This window comes from Caballeronia sordidicola (genome assembly GCF_000729995.1).
Lineage (GTDB): Bacteria > Pseudomonadota > Gammaproteobacteria > Burkholderiales > Burkholderiaceae > Caballeronia > Caballeronia sordidicola_A.
Map to the genome: position 1 here is coordinate 61,282 of NZ_JNFG01000203.1, position 19,928 is coordinate 81,209.

General features: G+C 59.4%; 22 protein-coding genes and 1 pseudogene. 9 read left to right on the top strand and 14 right to left on the bottom strand.

Features of this window, described 5'->3' with window-relative positions:
* Window positions 1-37: 37 nt before the first annotated feature.
* The 8 genes from FH08_RS0142530 to FH08_RS52795 all read right to left on the bottom strand — a co-directional run bounded on the left by FH08_RS0142530 (window position 38) and on the right by FH08_RS52795 (window position 7,779).
* Window positions 38-1,279 (bottom strand): cytosine permease, encoded by a 1,242-nt coding sequence (locus FH08_RS0142530; RefSeq protein WP_031364200.1) that lies wholly within the window; start codon window positions 1,277-1,279, stop codon window positions 38-40.
* Window positions 1,280-1,308: 29 nt separating this feature from the next.
* Entirely contained in the window at window positions 1,309-1,701 is a 393-nt protein-coding gene (locus FH08_RS0142535; protein WP_031364201.1) for a glutamyl-tRNA amidotransferase, read from the bottom strand.
* A 64-nt stretch (window positions 1,702-1,765) separates the two neighbouring features.
* Window positions 1,766-2,725, bottom strand: a complete 960-nt coding sequence (gene arcC, locus FH08_RS0142540; RefSeq protein ID WP_031364202.1) for a carbamate kinase — start codon at window positions 2,723-2,725, stop codon at window positions 1,766-1,768.
* 19 nt (window positions 2,726-2,744) lie between these two features.
* Window positions 2,745-4,148, bottom strand: coding sequence for a DUF1116 domain-containing protein (locus FH08_RS0142545; RefSeq protein WP_031364203.1), 1,404 nt, complete (start codon window positions 4,146-4,148; stop codon window positions 2,745-2,747).
* Window positions 4,149-4,158: 10 nt separating this feature from the next.
* Complete coding sequence (fdrA, locus tag FH08_RS0142550; RefSeq protein ID WP_031364204.1) at window positions 4,159-5,715, bottom strand: acyl-CoA synthetase FdrA; 1,557 nt, start codon at window positions 5,713-5,715, stop codon at window positions 4,159-4,161.
* A gap of 137 nt (window positions 5,716-5,852) precedes the next feature.
* Complete coding sequence (locus tag FH08_RS53100) at window positions 5,853-6,743, bottom strand: DUF2877 domain-containing protein (protein WP_031364205.1); 891 nt, start codon at window positions 6,741-6,743, stop codon at window positions 5,853-5,855.
* A gap of 16 nt (window positions 6,744-6,759) precedes the next feature.
* Window positions 6,760-7,428 carry a cysteine hydrolase family protein gene (locus tag FH08_RS0142560; RefSeq protein ID WP_031364206.1) on the bottom strand — a complete coding sequence of 223 codons (669 nt, stop codon included), beginning with the start codon at window positions 7,426-7,428 and terminating at the stop codon, window positions 6,760-6,762.
* Window positions 7,429-7,623: 195 nt separating this feature from the next.
* A complete protein-coding gene (locus FH08_RS52795; protein WP_160172555.1) occupies window positions 7,624-7,779 on the bottom strand; it encodes a hypothetical protein in 156 nt (51 codons plus the stop codon).
* Between the two features lie 200 nt (window positions 7,780-7,979).
* On the opposite strand from FH08_RS52795, the gene flhF reads away from it, so the two are divergent.
* The 3 genes from flhF to FH08_RS0142580 are packed head-to-tail and all read left to right on the top strand — an operon-like array spanning window position 7,980 to window position 11,400.
* On the top strand, window positions 7,980-9,713 hold the full coding sequence (gene flhF / locus FH08_RS0142570) for a flagellar biosynthesis protein FlhF (protein ID WP_031364207.1): 1,734 nt from the start codon (window positions 7,980-7,982) through the stop codon (window positions 9,711-9,713).
* Window positions 9,706-10,638, top strand: coding sequence for a MinD/ParA family protein (locus FH08_RS0142575; RefSeq protein WP_063771273.1), 933 nt, complete (start codon window positions 9,706-9,708; stop codon window positions 10,636-10,638). Before flhF ends, FH08_RS0142575 begins: the two co-directional genes overlap by 8 nt.
* A 30-nt stretch (window positions 10,639-10,668) precedes the next feature.
* Complete coding sequence (locus tag FH08_RS0142580) at window positions 10,669-11,400, top strand: RNA polymerase sigma factor FliA (RefSeq protein WP_031364209.1); 732 nt, start codon at window positions 10,669-10,671, stop codon at window positions 11,398-11,400.
* A gap of 24 nt (window positions 11,401-11,424) precedes the next feature.
* On the opposite strand, the gene FH08_RS0142585 is transcribed toward FH08_RS0142580, so the two are convergent.
* Complete coding sequence (locus FH08_RS0142585) at window positions 11,425-12,594, bottom strand: GGDEF domain-containing protein (RefSeq protein WP_235210677.1); 1,170 nt, start codon at window positions 12,592-12,594, stop codon at window positions 11,425-11,427.
* Window positions 12,595-12,869: 275 nt separating this feature from the next.
* Here FH08_RS0142585 and FH08_RS0142590 point away from each other — a divergent pair, with 275 nt between their 5' ends.
* Window positions 12,870-13,955, top strand: a complete 1,086-nt coding sequence (locus tag FH08_RS0142590) for an aromatic ring-hydroxylating oxygenase subunit alpha (RefSeq protein WP_235210678.1) — start codon at window positions 12,870-12,872, stop codon at window positions 13,953-13,955.
* A gap of 25 nt (window positions 13,956-13,980) precedes the next feature.
* On the opposite strand, the gene FH08_RS0142595 is transcribed toward FH08_RS0142590, so the two are convergent.
* Together FH08_RS0142595 and FH08_RS0142600 are read right to left on the bottom strand one after the other, a co-directional pair.
* Window positions 13,981-14,646, bottom strand: a complete 666-nt coding sequence (locus FH08_RS0142595; RefSeq protein ID WP_031364212.1) for a hypothetical protein — start codon at window positions 14,644-14,646, stop codon at window positions 13,981-13,983.
* 282 nt (window positions 14,647-14,928) lie between these two features.
* Window positions 14,929-15,348, bottom strand: coding sequence for a hypothetical protein (locus FH08_RS0142600; protein ID WP_031364213.1), 420 nt, complete (start codon window positions 15,346-15,348; stop codon window positions 14,929-14,931).
* A gap of 172 nt (window positions 15,349-15,520) precedes the next feature.
* On the opposite strand from FH08_RS0142600, the gene FH08_RS52800 reads away from it, so the two are divergent.
* On the top strand, window positions 15,521-15,688 hold the full coding sequence (locus tag FH08_RS52800) for a hypothetical protein (RefSeq protein WP_160172556.1): 168 nt from the start codon (window positions 15,521-15,523) through the stop codon (window positions 15,686-15,688).
* Between the two features lie 227 nt (window positions 15,689-15,915).
* On the opposite strand, the gene FH08_RS0142610 is transcribed toward FH08_RS52800, so the two are convergent.
* Window positions 15,916-16,260, bottom strand: a complete 345-nt coding sequence (locus FH08_RS0142610; protein WP_031364214.1) for a hypothetical protein — start codon at window positions 16,258-16,260, stop codon at window positions 15,916-15,918.
* Window positions 16,261-16,412: 152 nt separating this feature from the next.
* Here FH08_RS0142610 and FH08_RS0142615 point away from each other — a divergent pair, with 152 nt between their 5' ends.
* From FH08_RS0142615 to FH08_RS0142630, 4 genes are all read left to right on the top strand, one after another.
* Window positions 16,413-16,625, top strand: a complete 213-nt coding sequence (locus FH08_RS0142615) for an AbrB/MazE/SpoVT family DNA-binding domain-containing protein (protein WP_031364215.1) — start codon at window positions 16,413-16,415, stop codon at window positions 16,623-16,625.
* 73 nt (window positions 16,626-16,698) lie between these two features.
* Window positions 16,699-16,869, top strand: coding sequence for a hypothetical protein (locus FH08_RS51505; RefSeq protein ID WP_200878870.1), 171 nt, complete (start codon window positions 16,699-16,701; stop codon window positions 16,867-16,869).
* Between the two features lie 584 nt (window positions 16,870-17,453).
* Window positions 17,454-17,873, top strand: a complete 420-nt coding sequence (locus FH08_RS0142625) for a hypothetical protein (protein WP_031364216.1) — start codon at window positions 17,454-17,456, stop codon at window positions 17,871-17,873.
* A 328-nt stretch (window positions 17,874-18,201) separates the two neighbouring features.
* Window positions 18,202-18,804 (top strand): hypothetical protein, encoded by a 603-nt coding sequence (locus tag FH08_RS0142630; protein ID WP_031364217.1) that lies wholly within the window; start codon window positions 18,202-18,204, stop codon window positions 18,802-18,804.
* Window positions 18,805-18,971: 167 nt separating this feature from the next.
* On the opposite strand, the gene FH08_RS49025 is transcribed toward FH08_RS0142630, so the two are convergent.
* Both FH08_RS49025 and FH08_RS53105 read right to left on the bottom strand, forming a co-directional pair.
* On the bottom strand, window positions 18,972-19,577 hold the full coding sequence (locus tag FH08_RS49025) for a site-specific integrase (RefSeq protein ID WP_081889768.1): 606 nt from the start codon (window positions 19,575-19,577) through the stop codon (window positions 18,972-18,974).
* Window positions 19,477-19,928: pseudogene (locus FH08_RS53105) on the bottom strand (hypothetical protein); the annotation flags it as partial. The gene FH08_RS49025 and the pseudogene FH08_RS53105, both read right to left, overlap by 101 nt.

Consider the following 19,928-nt stretch of genomic DNA (forward strand, 5'->3'; position numbering starts at 1 on the left):
GCCACACTTCGTGGCGGACAGATTTCAATGCCCCCGCTTAGGACCCCGACGCGACGCTACGCAAGCGCGTGACCCGGCTGAAAATCGCGTAACAAGCACACGCGACAATAATCGAATCGAGTGAAGGAATGCTCGTGAAGGAAAACACGCCCTTCACGGTCATGAACCCGACCAGCGATCCAATGATCCACGCCACGAACGTAAGCAGCTTCACCTGCGGATCGCTCACGAGCAGCCGCTCGTCATACCCGCCTCTCCGATACAGCAGAAAGTCTGCGATATAAATCCCGGCCACGGGCGGCGTCGCGATGCCCAGAAAAAGCAGGAACGGGATGAACCACGCCATGATGTCCATGCTGCCGACAATCACCGCCAGCACGCCAAGCGCAACGGTAATCTGCCACTTGGGAAAGCGCGTGAACAAGGTGGAAACAACCAGCGTGCCTTGAAACATATTCCCGGCATTCCCCGTTACGGTTGCAAAAATCAGTAGTAAAGCGGCCGGCAACACGGCGCCGAACACGGCCATGGCGCCGAGCAACGAAGCTTTACCTGATATGCCGCTCGGCGTAGCTCCCGCCCAATACAACAGCGGATAAGCGATCAGGAACGTCAGCACCGCGCCAATCAACGCGTGCTTGCGATCGTGAACGAAGCTGCCGAAATCAGGCAGTGTAGCCACCAGCACAATGATCGTCCCGACGACGGTGGAAACGGCCACGCCGGTATTCATATCGGTGAAGCCGGCTGGCACCGGCACCATGCCGTGAGCCGCAACATAGACGCAATAACACAGCATCAACGCGATAACGGGTATGGCGAACTGAGCGACCTTCCCAAGCAGTTCGAAGCCAAAAGCCGTCGCGGCCACAAAGATCACGCAGCCCACCGCAACCAGCAGGGGTACCGGTATTTCCAAGCCCTGTTGCGCGAGCAGATCGTGAACCGAATGCCCGAACATATTGGCAGTCACGGCGATCCACCCGAACAAACTGATCGCAAGCAGGATATTGATCGCAATCGCCCCTTTTTCGCCGAATGGATATTTAACGATGCCGTAGGTCGGCAGCCGCGCCTTCTCGCCGACACAAATAGTGATCGCCGAAAGGATGGTCAGGATGATGCCGCCGATGACCACCACCTTGATCAACGCCAGGCTCGATAACTGGCTCCCGAGACTGGACGACGAGAGCAAAACCGGCGTAATGGCAATGCCCAATAAAATCATGGCGATGCGATACCCGGGCGCCGTATTCGGGCCTTCGTCAGTGTTGCGCATACAAGTGTTCCTTGGAGGTTTTCAGGCGATCAGGCGGTGTGTGTATGACCGGTATAGGCACGCCAGCTTCCGTGCGCGGTGATGTCTTTCTGGTTTTCAACCAGCCAGGGTTCGGCCAGCACGCCCAACACCTGACTGCCGTCGCGAAGCGTCACCTTGCCGATCGCGAGACCCGCCGGTTCGCTCAGCAACAAAGCGGCGAATGATGCAAGCGGCAGTTCCCAGATCTCGAGCGCGACCGACGTTCCGCCTGTCGCGACGCGGATCATTCCCGGATGCCGGTCGCCAATACTCCAAAGCCGGTAATGCGGATCGGTGTGATCTTCACGCACGAACACGCCGCCCGCCGCGGTCATGTTGCCGTTCAGTTCGAGTCCACGCATAAGCGTGCCGTTGACGGCCAGCAACGTAGTGTTCTTCATTTGTTCGCCTTAACTCTTCAATAAAAATTGGTATTGCTAAATAAAATGCACACAACTCGGGCGGCTATTGCGTGATCCACGTTCCGGTCTTGCGATCGAGCGCGCGTTTGATCGCTTCCGGACTGGTAATCAAGCCTTTGCCATGTCCCCCATTCAATCGGCTATGGGTAACGAATTGCATGATGGCCTCCACTTTGGGCAACATGCTTCCCGCGCCGAACTGATCTTGGGAGATCAGTTCCTGCGCTTCGGCCAGGCTTAGCGTGTCGAGCCAGCGCTGATCCGGCTTGCCGAAATTGATCGCGACCTGTTCGACGCCTGTCGGAATCAGCAGCAGATCGGCGCCCAGTTGTTCGGCGAGAAGGGCCGACGCCAGGTCCTTGTCGATAACCGCTTCCACGCCCGAAATCTGGTGGTGCTCATCGACCAGAACCGGAATACCTCCGCCGCCGCACGCAATCACTACGCATCCTTGTGCAAGCAACGTCGAGATCACTTCGCGCTCCATGATCTCCAACGGCTTAGGCGACGCCACCGTCCGGCGCCAGCCCCGTCCCGCATCCTCCATCAGCGTCCAGCCGAGTGACTTTTGCCGCTGCCGCGCGGTGGCTTCATCGAGGAAAGCGCCTATTGGTTTGCCCGGTTTGAGGAACGCCGGATCGTCGCGGCTGACACGTGTCTGGGTCACAACGGTAACCACGGGCCGATGAATGCCGCGACGGCGCAATGCGTTGCTCAGCGCCTTTTGAAACATGTAGCCGATCGCGCCCTGTGTATCGCCGACGGCGTAGTCCAGCGGTACCGGCCGGACTTCATCGGCAGCAAGTTCTGAGCGGCGCAGGATAAAACCGACTTGCGGTCCGTTGCCGTGCGTCAGCACCAGATCCCATCCGGCCTCGATCATGTCGGCAATGTGCCGGGCACTTTCGACGACCGCGTCGTATTGATCAGGAATGCTATCGTGTTGATCGTCGCGGATCAGCGCGTTGCCGCCGACCGCGACAATTGCCAGAGGCTTGGTCATGTTGTGTGTCTCGTATGGTTTAAACGTACTCGGCGAGCGCGCGAATCGCTTCGATGAAACCCGGCATCGGCGCCGTGGTAATGCCCGCGCCGATCTGCCCGACGCCCGCCTGCTTGTGCGCAATCCCGGTATTGATGATCGGCAGGATGCCGCGATCAACTACCTTGCGCGCGTCGATACCCGCGGCGGTCGGTGCGAAATTCAGTGCGGGGAGCGTGAACGCGGGATTGCCGCCCAGCGTGATGGCCTGCATGCGACGGCTGTTGCTGGTCGCGTCCGCTGGCGTGCCGCCCACGAACTTGACGATAGCCGGCGACGACGCCATGGCGAAACCGCCCACGCCGGCTGTCTCGGTGATCGCGCTGTCGCCAAGGTCCGCGGCGGCATCTTCCACGCCATAACCCGGAAAGAACAAACCTTCCACCGGATTCGCGGGCGCCTGGAACCAGCGGTCGCCTGTGCCGGACATGCGGATGCCGAAGTTCACGCCGTTGCGCGCCATGACCGTGATCATTGAACTGAAGGGCACGTTGTGGGCCGCATCCATCATGGACTTGCAAGCGGCCATCGATAGATTGAGGAAAAAATGATCGTTGCTGACGATGAATTCCGTCACACGCTGAATCCGCTCGATCGGCAACCCGGTCGATAGCAACGCGGGAATCAGGCGCTTGATCAAGAGGCCGGTGGCAGCCGCGTTGCGGTTATGGACTTCGTCGCCCATGTGCAGCGCCTGTGCCATCAGCGGCTTCAACTCCACTTCGCCCAGCACCTTCAATGCAGCCTTTAACGCCGGCGCGAGTTCTTGCGTCATCCAGTGCAGGCGCTCCAGCACTTCCTGGTTATTAGCGCCAAAACGCAGCACCTTACCGAGCCCTTCGTTGAAGTTGCTGAAAGCCCGCCGCCCGTTTGTTTTGTTCTCGATCACCCACAGCGGCATGGACGGGCTGATGATGCCCGCCATGGGGCCGACCGCCTGATAGTGGTGACACGGCTCGAAGTCAATCGCGCCGTCCGCCGCCAGCCGCTCGGCGGCTTCGTGGGTCGTCGCCCATCCTTCGAACAGGATCGCGCCGACAATCGCGCCCTTCACCGGTCCGCACATATCGGCCCAGTCGATTGGCGGGCCAGCGTGGAGGATCAGCTTGCGATGCGCCATTGCGCCGATCGCGTGCGAGGCGCTCATGACATCGACGAGTACGGGTTGCGCCGCGAGATACTGATGGAACGCCTGGTCGTTGGCCTGATCGACAAGCGGATGGCGAATCAGCGATGCCAGCGCGAGTCCCGCGTCTACATCGCCGAGAGCGGGCGGCTGCCAGCGTAGATCGGTGACGTCACCGCCGGCCAGAGCCAGGTTATCGGCAAAACTGCTCAAGCCTGCGTTCACCACGTTCAGTGGCTGGTTAAATAGCGTGTTCATCATGGTCCCGTTATTTTTGCGCCTGAAGATGCGCAACGTGGCTCGCCCAGAGCGCCGCCTGCGCGTTGCAACCGGCGACGAGTACGCCGGCTTCGCGCAAGGTATCGACCTGACGGCTTCTGACTTGTGGATCGGCTTGCGTGCCGCAAACGTGGGAGATCAGCACCGGCAGGTCTTGACCCGCCGCCTGAAGGCGCGCGTGTTCGATCAGCTCCAACAGCTCGCGGGCGGGTTCTGTCGATGCGCCGTAACCCAGCACGAGGTCGAACAGCACGACGGCGGTCTGCGGGTCGTTCAGCTCCGCGAGGATTCGCTGGTTGCGCAGCGTGGGATCGATCATGGGATGCGGACGGCCGCGCGTGAAATCGTCATCGCCCATGTCGACGAGTGTGTGACCCGTGCTGTGCCAGATATCCTCGAGCTTGCTGTTGGACGCAACCGGCGTATTCGACGACGCGGCGAAGCCGCGTTGCCGGCATAACAACTGGCTCTCGTAGCAAAAGGTGCCACCCGCGAACACACCGCGGATGAAGCGCCGCATGGGCCGCAATGTACGGCTGTAATCGTGGAGACGGCCGGCGTCCGGCGTGCTGACCTCGGCTACTGTTGAGGGCAGTGCGGCGCCCGAGAGCAACGCGACGGCGAAGCCGGCGGCATCGGCCAGGGTGTACGCCGGAGTGATGCCCGGCACGTTCATGTCTTCCGGCCGCGCGCCCAGGAAGTTGACGACGACGGGCTTGCCCGCCGCGCGCGCCCGCGCCAGGATCTTTTCCGCGACGGCCGGAGCCGGCGGCTTGGAGATCAGCACGATCACCTGGGTGTCGGGATCCGCGGCGAGCGCATCGAGACCGTACAACATGGAGATCCCGCCGATCGATTCGTGCAAGTCGTGCCCACCCGTGCCGAGCGCCTGCGAAATCCCGGCGCCCAACTGATCGATGCGGCACGTCACTTCCTGCAATCCCGTACCCGATGCCGCCACGACGCCTATCGCCCCGCGCTTGACGACATTGGCGAAGCCCAGCGGCATCCCGTTGATGATGGCCGTCCCGCAATCGGGGCCCATCACCAGCAGGTTTTTCTCAGCCGCGAGCGTCTTGATCTCGCGCTCGTGGGCGAGGCTGACGTTATCGCTGAAAAGCATGACCGACATGCCCAGCCGCAGCGCCTTGATTGCCTCGGCGGCGGCGTAATCGCCGGGGACCGAGATCAAGGCGAGATTCGATGCCGCCTGCTGCTCCACCGCCATTTCGAGGCTGGCAAGCGGTGGCGGACGCACGCCGTCGCCGCTCGACTCCTCCGGCTTGCTATTCAAACGCTCTTCCGCAATAACGAGCGCGCCGTCGCACGCCGCGATCTCCCCGCGTACCGCGATCACGAGATCGTTCGGCCCGGCGGTGCAGCCGTCGTCCAGCGCCGCGTCGCGCAATTGCGCGAGATTGGTGGTCGTTCCCATCACCACCGACGCCTGCTCGATGCCTGCGAGCTTCGAGATGTGCGCGGATATCTGCATCAGGGAGACGGAGTCCTGATACATGTTCTTGAAGACCTTGGTTCTTATGCTCATTTCAGCTTCCGGTAATCGTTACACTTGCCTGGTCCAGATTCGGCCGAGTGCTCACCTGGCGAACCCGGCATTTCACGTGCCGGGTGCCATCAATCTGATTAACTCGATAATCTTTTGCGACTAATCGATATAAAAGATCAGTTCATTTCTTTCAACTGCACTTTTCCAAGTGCTCTTATTCCGTGCAGGAAACCTCCAAGACAATCCGCGCCAGAGGACGAGCCGAATTTCATGACGTTGATTGCCGAAAGTTTTACTTCCGCCGGCGTGCTTCCGTGAATCAGGACAGATGTCAAATGGTCGATCGACTGTGAATAGTGTCCCTGCAACGCAAGCGCCAGATAATGCCGGCTGATACTGGTGGTCCGGTGAAGCTGACTCTTGATAACCGGACGCAATAGTTTCAAATGCGCGGATATGACGCCGAGATGCTGCCATGGCCATAACGACGCCAGATATCCCAGCAGGTAGTCGTCGCCATCCGGCGTCAGCCCTGCGCCGTATCCAATCAGTTCCGAGACGCCGCTTTCCAACTCCGGCTTTGCGTCGCCGGGATTCAAGCGCGGTATGCGCCCGCCCGGCGGCCAGCCTGGCAGCAATTGCAGGCTGCTGCGCACCTCGCGCTCCATGCAGTACTCCAACAACTGACTCGCCAGCAGCGGATACGCCGTCAGCAGCGCGTTCGGCGAATGGCCGCCCTGCACCCGCTCCGTTCCAGGCCGCCAGCACGGCGCCCGGTCCAGGTTCGCGCGCCAGAGTGTGCCGCGCAACTCGTTGTTCTCGAGCGTGATGGGCTCCCGGGAATGCGCCTGATGGCGCCAATCCCAGCCAGGCGGCGTGGCAAGCCTGATCGCCGTGGGCAGGTTCTGGTAGCGTGGACTCAGCAAGGTCAGCAATTCGCCACTCGCCGACGACATGTTCATTGCGTGCTGAAAGCAGCTATGAACCCAGAACCGCTGCGTCTCGCGCGGCCCGTGCTCCGCCATATAACCCACCGAGCACACCGGGAACGTGAGGAGGCGCGCCATGGCTGTCCGGCTGTTGTCAGCCACGCAGGCCGTCGACAATGGCCGCGGCGTCGCTGACCCAGCCGAAGATTGCGCCCTGCGCCTTGATCATCTCCAGCGCCGACTTCTGGAATTCAGGGAAGTACGATCCGACGCAATCCGCCGGAATAATGCACTCGTAGCCGCGGTCATTCGCTTCGCGAACGGTGGTGGTCACGCAGACTTCGGTAGTCACCCCGCACACGATGAGCGTCTTGATCGCGTGGTTTTGCAGGATCAGCTGCAGGTCGGTTTCATAGAACGCGCCCTTGCCGGGTTTATCGATGATGGGTTCGCCCAGCGCCGGATACAGCTCGGGAATGATGTCGTGCCCTGCCTCGCCGCGGACCAGAATGCGGCCCATGGGGCCGTCGGTGCCAATGAACGTCTTGCCGCCGCGCGTGAGTTTCGCAGGCGGGCAATCGGCCAGGTCGGCGCGGTGGCCCTCACGCGTATGGATGACCAGCAGCTTCGCGTCACGCGCCGCCTTCAGCACCTTCCCGCACGGGACAATCGCGCTGCGCACCAGGGAGACGTCATTTCCCAATGCCTCCCCAAAGCCTCCCGGTTCAACGAAATCACGCTGCATGTCGATCATGACCAATGCTGTTGTTTTTGAATCGAACGTGAGGGGGAATGGTTGTGCGTGAAATAGTTTTTGAGCCATTTTTATATTCCTTGATTAATGTCAGGACGTGAAATGCCTGCTCTGCTATTGCAATTTATTTGAATGGTCCTTCGATTTATTATAGGTAGGTTCGCCTTGATGGACGATAGATATTTCATCGACTTAACCATTGTTCATCGATTTCCAGAGTTGATTAAAGTCGTTTCAAAAACTTAATATAATTATTATCACGAACTACCCGGCACTGTGTTGCGCGCGAATAAAGCGGCACGCGAAATAATCATCACGACCCTGCGGCGGAATAACACAACGGGTAATGAAACGATTCTTGAAGTTTTTCATCCAGTCGCCGCCAACATCACCGCATTTGTCTGATGTTTGATCCGGCATGCACCTCCCCGATGCAGCCCGCGCGCCGCCCCCGCCATCGATCTCCCGAATTACCCCGCTTTCCCGGCTCTTATCAGCCGATGGCCCGCCAGCCACCCTTGCAATAATTCATTCACTGGAAAACGGTATGGCGCTCAAAACCAGGCGCTGCCGGTCAACCGCAACAGATCAATGTGAGCGCGAGCTCATCGGGGGATAAATTGAACATCCGCAAATTCATCGGTGCCACGAGTCGTGAAGCGTTTCGGCTCGTTCGCGAAGCACTGGGCCCCGATGCGGTCGTGCTGTCGAACCGGGTAACCGAAGACGGCAGCGTCGAGATCGTCGCGGTCGCGGACGGCGATCTCGCGAAGATCTCCCCAAAAGCAGCCGCCCAGCATCGCGAGATGAAACTGCGGGAATCGGCCGGCAACCCGTCGCATGCGCAGTCACATGCGCCGTCCCACTTGCTGCCACACACGCCGTCCCATCTGAATTCGAATTCAGGTTCGAACGCGTACGCCAGTGGCGATGTCTTTTCATCGGTATTCGGCGCCAATCCCGAACCGCTGGATGATATGGAGCCCGAAGCGCAAGCAGACGACACGTCCCGCACGATGGCCGAATCGAATCCCTGGCTGATCGAGCATGCACGCCGGGTGGCGCAGTCAGCCGCTGAAAGTGCGCCGCAACGCACGCTGAGCGCGTCAGCAGCCATCGCGAAGGGTTTGGGCAGTCCCGTGACCGTCACGCCGCAGGACTCCGCGCAAGCCCACGGATGGACCCGGGAAGCAGCGCAAGCCGCCGCTCGCCGCGCGGAACAAAAAACCGCGCAACTGCTTGCAGCAACCCAGCCGCAAACCCAGACTCCGGCGGCCCAAACCGCCAGTTCGATGCAGGAAGGCGCGTTCGCGGGCCTGCCGGCATCCGCCGCTGCAGCCGTGACCGAAGCCATCCGCACGCGCATGGAGCAAGTCGTGAACGACACCGTCATGAATGAACTTTCGTCGATGCGCGGCATGATGGAAGAGCACTTCGCCGGCTTGTTGTGGGGCGATCGCCAGCGCCGCAGCCCGAATCAGGCCGCGCTGACCAAGCGCCTGTTCGCTGCCGGTTTCTCCGCGCAACTGGTCCGCTTGATGATCGACAACATGCCGGAGATCGAACACGCAGAAGAGTCGATGCAATGGGTTCAGCAAGTGCTCGAGAACAACCTGCCCGTCATGGACAGTGAAGAATCGATGATGGACCGCGGCGGCGTCTTTGCGCTGATGGGCCCGACGGGCGTGGGCAAGACAACCACCACCGCCAAGCTCGCCGCGCGCTGCGTGATGCGCTTCGGCGCCAGCAAGGTCGCGCTGCTCACCACCGACAGCTACCGGATTGGCGCACACGAACAACTGCGTATTTTCGGCAAGATCCTCGGGGTATCGGTGCATGCGGTGAAAGACGCGAGCGACCTGCAACTTGCGCTCTCCGAACTGCGTAACAAGCACATCGTGCTGATCGACACCATTGGCATGAGCCAGCGCGACCGTACCGTCTCCGATCACATCGCCATGTTGTGCGGCGCCGGTCATCCGGTGCAGCGCCTGCTGCTGCTGAACGCAACCAGCCACGGCGATACGTTGAACGAAGTCGTGCAGGCCTACCAGAGCACGCCGGACCAGGCGCCGCTCGCGGGCTGCATCCTGACCAAGCTCGACGAAGCCACGAACCTGGGTGGCGTACTCGACACCGTAATCCGCTACAAGCTGCCCGTGCATTACGTATCGACGGGTCAGAAGGTGCCGGAAAACCTGTATGTCGCGACCAAGCGTTTCCTGATTAAAAGCGCCTTCTGCATCCCGCGCGACGGCTCGCCGTTCGTGCCGCAAGACGACGACGTGCCGCCGCTCCTGTCCGCGCTCTCAGCGCGCGCTTCCACCGAACTGCATGAGGTTCACTTTGGATAAGTTCGTGTCCGATCAGGCTGAAGGCTTGCGCCGTCTGCTGACACGCAACGGCTCCCGGGTCGTGGCAGTGTGCGGCGCCCCGGCAGGTGGATTGGGGGGGACCGGCAATACTTCGACGGTCGTCAACCTCGCCTCGGCGCTCGCCGCGCAAGGCAAGGATGTGCTGGTAATCGATGAGCGCCATAACGCGTTGTCGGTGAGCCGGCTGGCGAAGGTGCCCGACAACGGCGCACTGGGCGCCGTGTTGTCCGGCAAGCGTTTCTTGCAGGACGCCGTCACGCGCACGCCGTTCGGCTTTTCGGTGATCGCCGCGCCTCGCGACGAACGCATCAGCCAGGACGCCGCGCATTGCCGGGTGCTGCTCGACGGGCCCGCCGATGTGGTCCTGATCGATACCCAGCTTGACCGTAGCGGCGCGCTGTCGAATCTGGCCGTGCAAGCGCACGACTTCGTGATCGTGACCCGCGTGGCGCCTGCCGCGATCACCGAGGCGTACGCCTGCATCAAGCGTCTGCATTACGCACACGCTATCGGGCGGTTCCGGGTCGTCGTGAATCACGTGAAGAACGGTGCCGACGCGCAAATCGCTTTCGATAACCTCGCGGGCGTCGCCGGCCGCTATCTCGCGGTGCAGCTCATGCCGGCGGGCTGCGTGGCGGAAGATCCGCGCGTGGCGCGGGCGCACGAGCTGTCGCGTTGCGCGGTGGAAGCTTTTCCGGCGACGGCAGCAGCCCGGGATTATCGGCAGATTGCCGCTGAATTGCAGTACTGGCCGATGCCACAAGCGTCTCAGTTTGAATGGCCCGTGCAGTCCTTGCGAGCGGAAACGCAGCAAGAGGTAGAGCGTTCGATCAACTCCGGCGCGGTACGTCGCGCCGAAACGCCATTGATGCAGCGTGCGATGAGCAGCCCCGCGTCCGTGTGATGCCGCAAGAGAAGGAACAAGGTGAATGCGATGTATAACGCCCAGGGAAAACTGTCACAGTCCGAAGTCCTGACCCGCTACGCGCCGCTGGTGCGCCGGCTCGGACTGCAGCTCGTGGCGAAAATGCCGGCCAGCGTCGATCTGGACGACCTGATCCAGGCCGGCATGATCGGCTTGCTGGATGCGGCCGGCCGCTATAAGGAAGATCAGGGCGCTCAGTTCGAGACCTACGCCAGCCAGCGGATTCGCGGCGCGATGCTCGACGAGTTGCGCGCCAACGACTGGCTGCCGCGCAGCATGCGCAAGACCTCGCGCGAAGTGGAATCCGCGGTGCACAAGGTCGAGCAGCATCTCGGCCGGTCAGCGAGCGAGCAGGAAGTGGCCGAGCACCTGAACATGCCGCTGATTGAATACCAGGCCATGCTGCAGGATCTGCATGGCAGCCAGTTGATCTATTACGAAGACTTCGACCGGTCTTCCGATGACGAGCCGTTTCTCGACCGTTATTGCGTCGATAAAGCCGACCCGCTCTCCGCGTTGCTCGACGGCAGCTTGCGCTCCGCGCTGGTTGATGCCATCGATAAATTGCCGGAACGCGAAAAGCTGCTGATGAGCTTGTATTACGAGAAGGGCTTGAACCTGCGCGAAATTGGCGCGGTGATGGAAGTCAGCGAATCGCGTGTGTGCCAGTTGCATAGCCAGGCTGTTGCGCGGCTGCGGGCGAAGTTGCGGGAACAGGCTTGGTCGGGCGTGGAAGCTTGAGCCCCGGCAGGTAGACGTAGTAGTTCAGGTTTCGAAATCCGCGCTGTCGGCGAATACTGTCTGACCCTTACCTTGCGCCTTGGCGCGATACATTGCACGATCAGCTGCGCGCATCAGCGCGGCAATATCCGTGTAACTGGGGCTCAGGTCCGGCGAAATCAGGCACGCGCCAATACTCGCCGATACATTCATCACCCGGTCCTGCACCGACCGCATTTCCGCCAGCACCGCGTGTACGCCGTTTGCCACCGTCTGCACGGCGTGGTTGCCGGTCACGTGCCGCGCCAGCACGACGAATTCGTCGCCGCCGAGGCGTGCGACTGTGTCGGTGGTTCTTACTCTTCTTGCCAGCAGCGCCGCGAAGGTTTGCAGCACGACGTCGCCGACTTCGTGGCCGTAGGTATCGTTGACTTCCTTGAAGCCGTCGAGATCGATCAGCAGCAGCGCGGTCGCGCCTTCCTGTCCCGTCGATATCGCCATCACCGCCCGGCCGATGGTCTGTTCCAGCATGTAGCGGTTGCTCAAGCCCGTGAGGGGGTCGGTGCCGGCCTTGAGCGCGAGGTCGCGGTTCGCGCTGCCGAGGCGGCCGATCAGCACCGCGAGATAGATCGATGCCCCAAGGACGCTTAGGCCAATCCCTAGCGCCGCGGACTGATTGACCATCCACCAGGGCTGCAAGACGGACAAGGCGACGATACCCAACAGCGCCGTTCCACACGACAACGCCAGCGTGCGCTTGCCGTAACGCCCGGCCGCGCCGATCAGAAAAAGGAAAACGGCCCACAGCATGGGCAGGGTGAGCGCGCCTCCGGCACCGAGGACCACGGTGAGGAGGACCTGATCGGCGACAGTCGTGCAGGCGAGGCGCAGATCCGACTGCCGCTGCATTTTGCTGATGATTAGCCGGGTCGCGACGCCGTAGATCAGACAAAGCGCGAGCGCGTGGAAACTGGCGATGGCGGCCGGCGTTGGATCGGACCACGCCAGCACACCGTAGACTGCCGCTGCGAGGCCGCCCAGTATGACTCGTAGCGTTGCCTGCTCTTTTTCCGGATCGTGATGCGGCGACCACACGTAACCGCGCTGCCGGTGCAAGGGGTCCTTCGCCTGCCCCATTCTGAGCCTCCCTGATGTGATGTCGAAGGTGATGCCGAAGTGCTGGTCGATGCCGCGTTTTCTGCAGTTTTTCTGCATTTTTTCTGCAGTGCTTGCGTAGTGCAGAATCGCAATCGTACTGCGTCATTGAAAAGTGACTGAAAAGCGCACGAATCGGCTAGATTTATGGCGGATTTGTGCTTACTTGTTGAGATCGATTTCGAACGGGGCGGGATGCGTTCGGCGCGTTAGGGCGTTTTGATGGCTAGCGGTTCTGCCCGGCTTCGTTTCGAATCGTTGTTTGAGCCGATATTTGTCGCGTTGCTTGATTCGTTGCTTGATCTTTATTTACTACGCAGGTTTTTCGACGTCCGATGCAACCCTCTGAATTTGCTTCTTCCGTTGGCGGTATGAGCGCTGCCGATGACGCCCACTCCACGCCCGATGCCGCGTTGCTCGGCGAATGGCTGCCTGTCTGTAATAGCGCCGATGTCCCCGCCGGGGAATTGCGTGGGTTTGTGGTGGCGGGTGAACGGCTGGTGGTCTGGCGCAACGCGTCGGAGAATGAAGACTCGGCAGCGCAGCCCGATATTTCCACCGATGTCCACGTCTGGCGCGATCGCTGTCCGCATCGCGGAGCGCAGTTGTCGTTGGGCTCGGTGACGGGCGGCTTGATTACGTGCCCTTATCACGGCTGGCGCTATGACGTCGATGGTCAATGCATCCACATTCCCGCCAATCCTTCGATACGCCCCGCGAAGCGCGCTTGCGCGCGGACGTATCGCGTGGAGGAGAAATACGGCGTGGTGTGGACGTGCCTTGGCGAGCCCTCGCGTCCGCTTGATTTCTTTCCGGAGTACGACACGCCCGGTGCGCGCCGGATCAATCTTGCGGCGCAGACGGTGCGTTCATCGGCACCGCGTGTGGTCGAGAATTTCCTCGATATGGCGCACTTCCCGTTTGTGCATACCGGCATTCTCGGCGATGCATCGCATGCAGAAGTACAGGATTACGAAGTGATTGAGACGGAGGGAGGGCTTGAGGCGCGGCAGTGCCGGTTCTGGCAACCCGCGGGGTTGCCGGGACAGGAGGGCGTGGATATTGACTATGTGTATCGAGTGAAACGGCCGCTGGTGGCGAGTTTGTCGAAGGCAGCGCAGCACGGTGCGGGCGCGTTGCATCTGTTGCTCGTGGCGTCGCCGGTGAGTGAAACGGAGACGCGGACGTGGATGGTGTCGGTGTTCGAGGATGAATCCGCGCACTCCGATCAGGAGCTGTATGACTTCAATATGCAGATACTGATGCAGGACACGCCGAGCGTGGAATCGCAATGGCCAAAGCGGCTACCGCTTGATCCGCAGGCGGAGTTGCATCAGGTTTGTGATCGGCTGTCGGTGGCGTACAGGGGGTATTTGAGGGAGCGGGGGTGGGGGTATGGGACGGAGGTGAGTGGAGGTTAAAGGCGGGGCTGTTTCGCGCTGCACGTCATGCCGTTGTTCGCTCGTAGCGGATGGAGACGTCGACTGCGGCGACCGGTATGTCGAACAGCGACGCAACTGTTCTTTTGTTTTTCTCAACCTTGAAGGCTTCGGCGACGATTTCCGTTCTGACGCCATAGTCCGTCAGCACAGGCTTGCCGAATGCGATTTCCGGATCGAACACAATCGCCTTGCTGCGCTTCAGTGGAAACCAACGTGTTGCCTGGCCGTTATCTGCAAATTCAATCCCGGTGTACAGCGCCGGGCGAACGATTCGTTTAAACACCCAATTGCGTTTGGCAAGGTCGAGCATTTCAGTGTCGCCATGCTCTTGCAACGCTTTGGAAAAGATCGATTGTCCATCGATCAAGAACCGATGCGCCGTAAAGGGATACTCAGTTCCAAACATCGTCTTCGCGCCATCGATAGCAGCACGAATCACCCGCAGCGGAACGTTGTGATCGCGGAAAGCCTGGACGATACGAAGCTCCATCAGGTCGCGAAAGCCGACAACCTTTGTGTCGAGGCCAGCAAGTTGGGGCGTCCATAGTGGAGCGCCAACACCATCCTTGAAGGTATGGCCGAACAGCCAGCGGCTCACATCGCGCGCTTGAGCGCCGGTGAGTTTTTCCGCTTCCTGAAGGGTGTATAGGCCAATGCCAGTGAGTTTCATACGTGCGTTCTACGGTGCGCGTGACAGCGACTTGAAAACTAGTTGTGGCGAGCGATGAATGCGATGTCGCGAGTACCGCTGCGCCTTACTAAGCGTCAGAAACATTGCGTAATAAGCGCCCGAGCGGATTCGCAAAAGATCTCTAAAACAAGGCCGTTAACGACGGTAGCGGCTACTGCACTCATTGGTCGTTCCAGCAAGAATTCATGCCAATCACTCGGAGCAATGCATGTCCATTTCAGCACTGACAGGATCGGCTGCTAGCGCCGAGCCGCGCGCGGTTCACCGCACACGGGCAAACCAACAAAACAGCGATAACGCCGATTCTTCGTCGACCTCATCGACCAGCAGTAGCGGCGGCACAAACCCGCTGCTGCAGGCTATTTCCGCAGCGTTGTCGCAACTTGGATTGACGTCATCGAGCGACACGTCTTCGGCCGGTTCAAGCGCAACTTCGACATCCGCGACCGATTCAACCTCGAGCGCTTCGGCACCGTCGGCGACCTCGGTAGCCGCAGCTCTGCAACAATTTCTCGGCGGGTTGTTCCAGACGGCTGGGCAGCAGGGAAGCTCGGCCCCGACATCGACGAGTACCAGCGACACCGCCACTAGTGCTGTTTCGGCTACCGACGCGACCAGTGCTGCTTCAACCTCAAACGCGGCGACCACCACGGCCGCGACAACCGCGCCCACTTCGCCCACTGGCGCAGCGCCGGCTCATTCGCACGGGCATCATCGGCATGGGGGCGGAGGCGGCGGTGATCTTGCGTCCCAAATCTCCGCGCTGGCTGATTCGTTGACGTCCAGCTCAAGTAGCACTACGTCAACCACCGGCTCAACCAGTTCATCGTCCGATTCGAGCAGCGTCAGTGGTTTGACATCGGATTTTCAGAATTTGCTGTCGGCGTTGGGCTCGACGTCCGGCTCCTCGTCGAGCAGCACGAATACACAGTTGCAGACGTTCCTGCAGAGTCTTGCCAGCAATCTTCAGCAGCAAGGTGCGTCGGGCGCCACGGGGATGTTCGTTAATACGGCGGCTTGAGGCGGGGGCTGGGCGAGGCGCAGTTATCGTCTTGTTATGACTGCGCCTGCGTTCGGAGACGACGGCGCTGCTGGTTGAGCTGCAACTCGCACTGGCCTGGGCGCCGTTTTAGATGCAGTTCAGAAGTGATGCGCTCGCGGCGGGACCGCGTTTGCATCGTTGCCCTATTGATGTCGCTGATGAGCGAACGTCCATGATTACGTCCTGCAATCTACTGCACGACGTTGTCAGAGTGCATCGTGGCAAAGCGCCATCATCCTCTGCACCATTGTGCTCGAACCGTTGAGTTCCATTTCATCGGTGAAGAGTGCCTGCACGCTTGACAGCCGAACCGCGACGCCGGCCTCCAATAAGTCTTCGCTGGCAATCTTCAGCGCAAGTTGGCCCATTCGGACCCGCTCGAGCCAGTGCATCTTCAGCTGGTTCTTCTTCAGCCATCGACGGCAACATTCAACGACATGGTCCACGCGCCATTCTTGATGCAGGGCGTACGACGCAGCAGCAATCGCGACGAGGAAGCACAGCAAGTCGGCACGCGCGCTGTCGTGCTCGGTAAGTTCAGGTTTGGTCATGCTTGTCGGCCCGCCTACGATTGTTTATCAACATCACCAAATGTGGGCGCAGGCCCAAGAATCAATATGACCTGCCGTTGTGACCATCTTGGCATGCCACGGGAACAGATGCATCCTTACCCGATTCATATCGATCTATAGAAGGTAAGGCAATGCCCGCCACTGTTACGCTCTCCAGCAAATTTCAGATCTGCATTCCCAAAGCGGTTTGTGATGAACAGCATTGGGAGGTCGGACAAGAGTTCGTGTTCATTCCAAAGGGCAAAGGCGTGCTACTCATGCCCGTACCCGAATTGGAGCAACTGGTCGGCATCGCGAAGGGTGCCGGGAACGACGACCATCGTGACCGCGAGGACCGGTACTAATAGCGACATCAATGCGCGTGATCGATACCTCGGCCGAGATCGGGTGGTTGGTCGACAGTGCGTAGGCAAGAAGGTGAGCAAGGAATTTCCGGACAAGTCCCGCTGTATCGTGCCGACGATCGTACAGCTCGAATTGTCGAAATGGCTGGTGCACGAGGTCTGTGAAGAACAAGCCGAACTGCATCGGGAACACAAACTGGCGATCGCCGATGCGATCGTCTATGCAACAGCACGCGCGTTTTAACGGTCTGCCGGACACCGTGTTTTTTTCGCAAAGCCAGGCCGCTTGTGAAAACCCGCGCCGGCGCCGATATCTCCGATCCGACCGGGGTCTATCAGTCTGGATCGTAACGGAGATTGGTGCGCCCGGCTGGGGTCGAACCAGCACCCCCTGCCTTCGGAGGAGTACAGACGCAAGTAGTCCCCTTAAAAATCAACGCCTTATACAACTCGCGAAGCTTGAAACCAAGGGTGTACGAGGTAAATCAAGGTCAAAACGTGCCGTTCCAGGTGCAATTTAGGTGTAGTGCGCTTCGCTCACTCTCCCGACGTGGTGCCACGGACCGCGTGTGTTGCTACCGTCGAATGTGACCGTAACGGAAGAGACTTCCATCGCATTGAGCCCTTTCTCGAACAATCGACACGTTGCCTCGTGCCACGCGTCCCTTCCGCGTCCCTTTTCGCGGTGGAAGGGACCAAAAACCCTCGCCGGATATGGGCGAGATACCGCCTCCAGGAGGTAGTACCCACTATCTACTAGATTTAAGTAGACATCTAGTGGATAGTGATTCACACTAAGCCTCTACTACGAATAAGTGAGGCGACCAAATGCCACAGTTCCATGTTGATGCTGATCTTGCGCGGCTTATCGAGAAGCTTGCCGATCCAGAACCCTTCGAGAACATATCTTTCAATGATGCATTGAAGCGGGTAATCGAGGGGTTCCTTACAACGACGGGTGTGCCAAAGACGGGATCGGACCCACGGTTAATCGACCCGGAAGCGCTGCTGGTGGAATCTATGACGTTTCAGAATGCCAGACAGACAAGGAAAAGAGCCGCTTCCCCGAAGGCAAAGGATTGGGCCGCTAGTATTCCGTCTCTTAAAAACCAGCGTGGCCTATCGAATTGGAAGGCTATCTGCGAGTTTCTCCAGATCGAAACTGGCGGAGACTCAGCAAGACGTAAGTTGGATGCTTGGGTCAAGGAGAACAAACCGGGCTGGCCGGAAGTTCCCAAGACCGAGTAGGCGCGGCAAGTCCCTTTTCGCGTCCCTTCGCGCGTCTTTTGAGACGGCGAGTCGCGTGGCATATAGGTTGGATGCTGCCTGCGGTAGGCAGTAGCGAGACCGCGTGCGCTTTCTAAGGAGCGACCAAGGGCCGGTTTTGCGCACTAACTGAAGTCGCGAGCAGCCACCAACCCCTTACTCTCGACGATTTTTGTTTCAAAAATGATAAAAAAGTGAGTTCACAAGTCGTGAATACAATCTCGAATTTAGGGTTGACTAATCATTTTGATCAATCACGCATGAGTAATTTTTTGTGAAATCTCGTTGTTTTGCGTGATACACTGAAGGTATGAACAGTATTGACGCCATCGCAAAAGTGAAAGAGCGGATCGAAGCGGTCCGGAATGCGCTCGAACTCCACAAGCAAAATATCAGCAAACTGGAGTCGGAAGAGATGCGACTTTCAATCGCGCTTGGCGTTATGCAGCAGATCGAGGCGGATATCAGGGAAGAAGAAAGCGGGTATACAGGACCGCCTGAGGCGTGGCCGCCCACGGGCAGCATTGGCGCCTCGAAGGTACAACTTGGTGTCCCATTCGTCTTTCAGTTGCGCGCGCCGCCTCTGCTCGAAACGATGATGCCTCCGTCCACCAAGCACCTGATTAAGGCGCTGTTCGAGACGGATAAGTCATTGACTCGCGTGGAGGTGATCGCTGCGATAAAAGATCGGAAGCCGAAACTAAACGAGGGGACGGTTGCGACCACGCTGTCTAAACTAGTCAGCGAAGGATTTTTGATGCGCGATGGGAATCAATACAGGAGGAAGGATGACATCGTTGGTGCTGGTAACACCAACGATGTCGAAGACCTTCTTGACACTGACCCGTCCTCTGGCGAGGGGACCCCAAATCCAAGCTACGGTGAGCATGGGAAGGAGGGAGGTACGTCGTGATCAGCAAACACAGAAACATAATATTCGCGTAACCGTCACGACCTGACGGGAGGCCGAGGCTAACGCTTCGGCTTTTTTGATTATAGAGGGTTAAGCACGCTTGACGCTATAGGAAGATCATAGGTTCAGACCCTGTAGAACCGTCTCGCGTCCAGCGTCTTGGACTATCACCCCAACTTCAAAGCCAAGTCTTCTGCTCGCAAGTGCGTATACCTCTTCAGCATATCCATCGTCTTGTGCCCGGATATCGCGGCCACTTCCAGGAGGTTTAGGCCCTTCTCCACCAACCGCGATATCGCCTCATGCCGCAGGTCATGGAAATGTAAGTCGACCAATCCCGTCCGCTTTGTGAACCGAACGAACGCGTGCTTAATCGAAAACGACTGCAACCCTTGGAACACATACTTTGTGTCGCGCGGCAGGCCGATGAGTATTTCAACTGCGCGCGTAGACAAAGGAACGATGCGCGAAGTGCCGTTCTTAGTCATCAGCAGTCTTGCCGTCCTGCGCCCTAGATCAACCTGCGCCCACTCCAACCCGACTATCTCGTCCTGTCGCATTGCCGTCTCTAGTGCGAACTCGATTGCAGGCTTGAAATAAATGTTCCTTGCCCCTGCACAGCCTGCGATTAACCGGTCCTCCTCGCCGTCCCGTAAGCGCGTTTCCCGGGGCTCAGGTGCCTTCGGCTTCGACACTTTCGAGAACGGGCACTCCCGCAGGTCGATTCCCCATTCGCTCCGGGCACGCGCGATTGCCGCGCGCATGATGGTCATCTCGCGGAGCACACTGCTTGGTCTTAATGGTGCGCAATCGATCGTCTCGCCGCGCGGCCAGAACGGTCGGCGTTAGCTTGCTCATCGATACGCGGCTAACCGGATGCCGCAGAAAGGCGTTAATACGTTCGACTTCGTTCTTGTGACCGCGATGGGTCGGAGACACTTCGACTCGATACTTTTCCAGTATGTCGGCAAAGGTCGTTTGTTCGGCTTTGCGGTTGGTCGAGCGCTCGCCGCTGTCCATCGCGGATTCGATCGCCCTAGGAGTCTGCGCGGCAGAACGATATGTCATCCAAATGGATGGGGTAAACGTTGTTGAATGATGACGACCAGCTATCTCCCCTACAA

What these genes read in the sequence shown, in the direction of transcription:
- FH08_RS49025 (WP_081889768.1), bottom strand. Translation starts at nt 19,577, where the DNA reads ATGACCATCATGCGCGCGGCAATCGCGCGTGCCCGGAGCGAATGGGGA.
- FH08_RS53100 (WP_031364205.1), bottom strand. Translation starts at nt 6,743, where the DNA reads ATGGCGCGCCTCCTCACGTTCCCGGTGTGCTCGGTGGGTTATATGGCG.
- FH08_RS0142580 (WP_031364209.1), top strand. Translation starts at nt 10,669, where the DNA reads ATGTATAACGCCCAGGGAAAACTGTCACAGTCCGAAGTCCTGACCCGC.
- FH08_RS52795 (WP_160172555.1), bottom strand. Translation starts at nt 7,779, where the DNA reads ATGCCGGATCAAACATCAGACAAATGCGGTGATGTTGGCGGCGACTGG.
- FH08_RS0142590 (WP_235210678.1), top strand. Translation starts at nt 12,870, where the DNA reads ATGCAACCCTCTGAATTTGCTTCTTCCGTTGGCGGTATGAGCGCTGCC.
- arcC (WP_031364202.1), bottom strand. Translation starts at nt 2,725, where the DNA reads ATGACCAAGCCTCTGGCAATTGTCGCGGTCGGCGGCAACGCGCTGATC.
- FH08_RS0142630 (WP_031364217.1), top strand. Translation starts at nt 18,202, where the DNA reads ATGAACAGTATTGACGCCATCGCAAAAGTGAAAGAGCGGATCGAAGCG.
- FH08_RS0142585 (WP_235210677.1), bottom strand. Translation starts at nt 12,594, where the DNA reads ATGCAGAAAAACTGCAGAAAACGCGGCATCGACCAGCACTTCGGCATC.
- FH08_RS0142545 (WP_031364203.1), bottom strand. Translation starts at nt 4,148, where the DNA reads ATGAACACGCTATTTAACCAGCCACTGAACGTGGTGAACGCAGGCTTG.
- FH08_RS0142530 (WP_031364200.1), bottom strand. Translation starts at nt 1,279, where the DNA reads ATGCGCAACACTGACGAAGGCCCGAATACGGCGCCCGGGTATCGCATC.
- FH08_RS0142595 (WP_031364212.1), bottom strand. Translation starts at nt 14,646, where the DNA reads ATGAAACTCACTGGCATTGGCCTATACACCCTTCAGGAAGCGGAAAAA.
- fdrA (WP_031364204.1), bottom strand. Translation starts at nt 5,715, where the DNA reads ATGAGCATAAGAACCAAGGTCTTCAAGAACATGTATCAGGACTCCGTC.
- FH08_RS0142535 (WP_031364201.1), bottom strand. Translation starts at nt 1,701, where the DNA reads ATGAAGAACACTACGTTGCTGGCCGTCAACGGCACGCTTATGCGTGGA.
- FH08_RS0142625 (WP_031364216.1), top strand. Translation starts at nt 17,454, where the DNA reads ATGCCACAGTTCCATGTTGATGCTGATCTTGCGCGGCTTATCGAGAAG.
- FH08_RS0142560 (WP_031364206.1), bottom strand. Translation starts at nt 7,428, where the DNA reads ATGGCTCAAAAACTATTTCACGCACAACCATTCCCCCTCACGTTCGAT.
- FH08_RS0142610 (WP_031364214.1), bottom strand. Translation starts at nt 16,260, where the DNA reads ATGACCAAACCTGAACTTACCGAGCACGACAGCGCGCGTGCCGACTTG.
- FH08_RS0142615 (WP_031364215.1), top strand. Translation starts at nt 16,413, where the DNA reads ATGCCCGCCACTGTTACGCTCTCCAGCAAATTTCAGATCTGCATTCCC.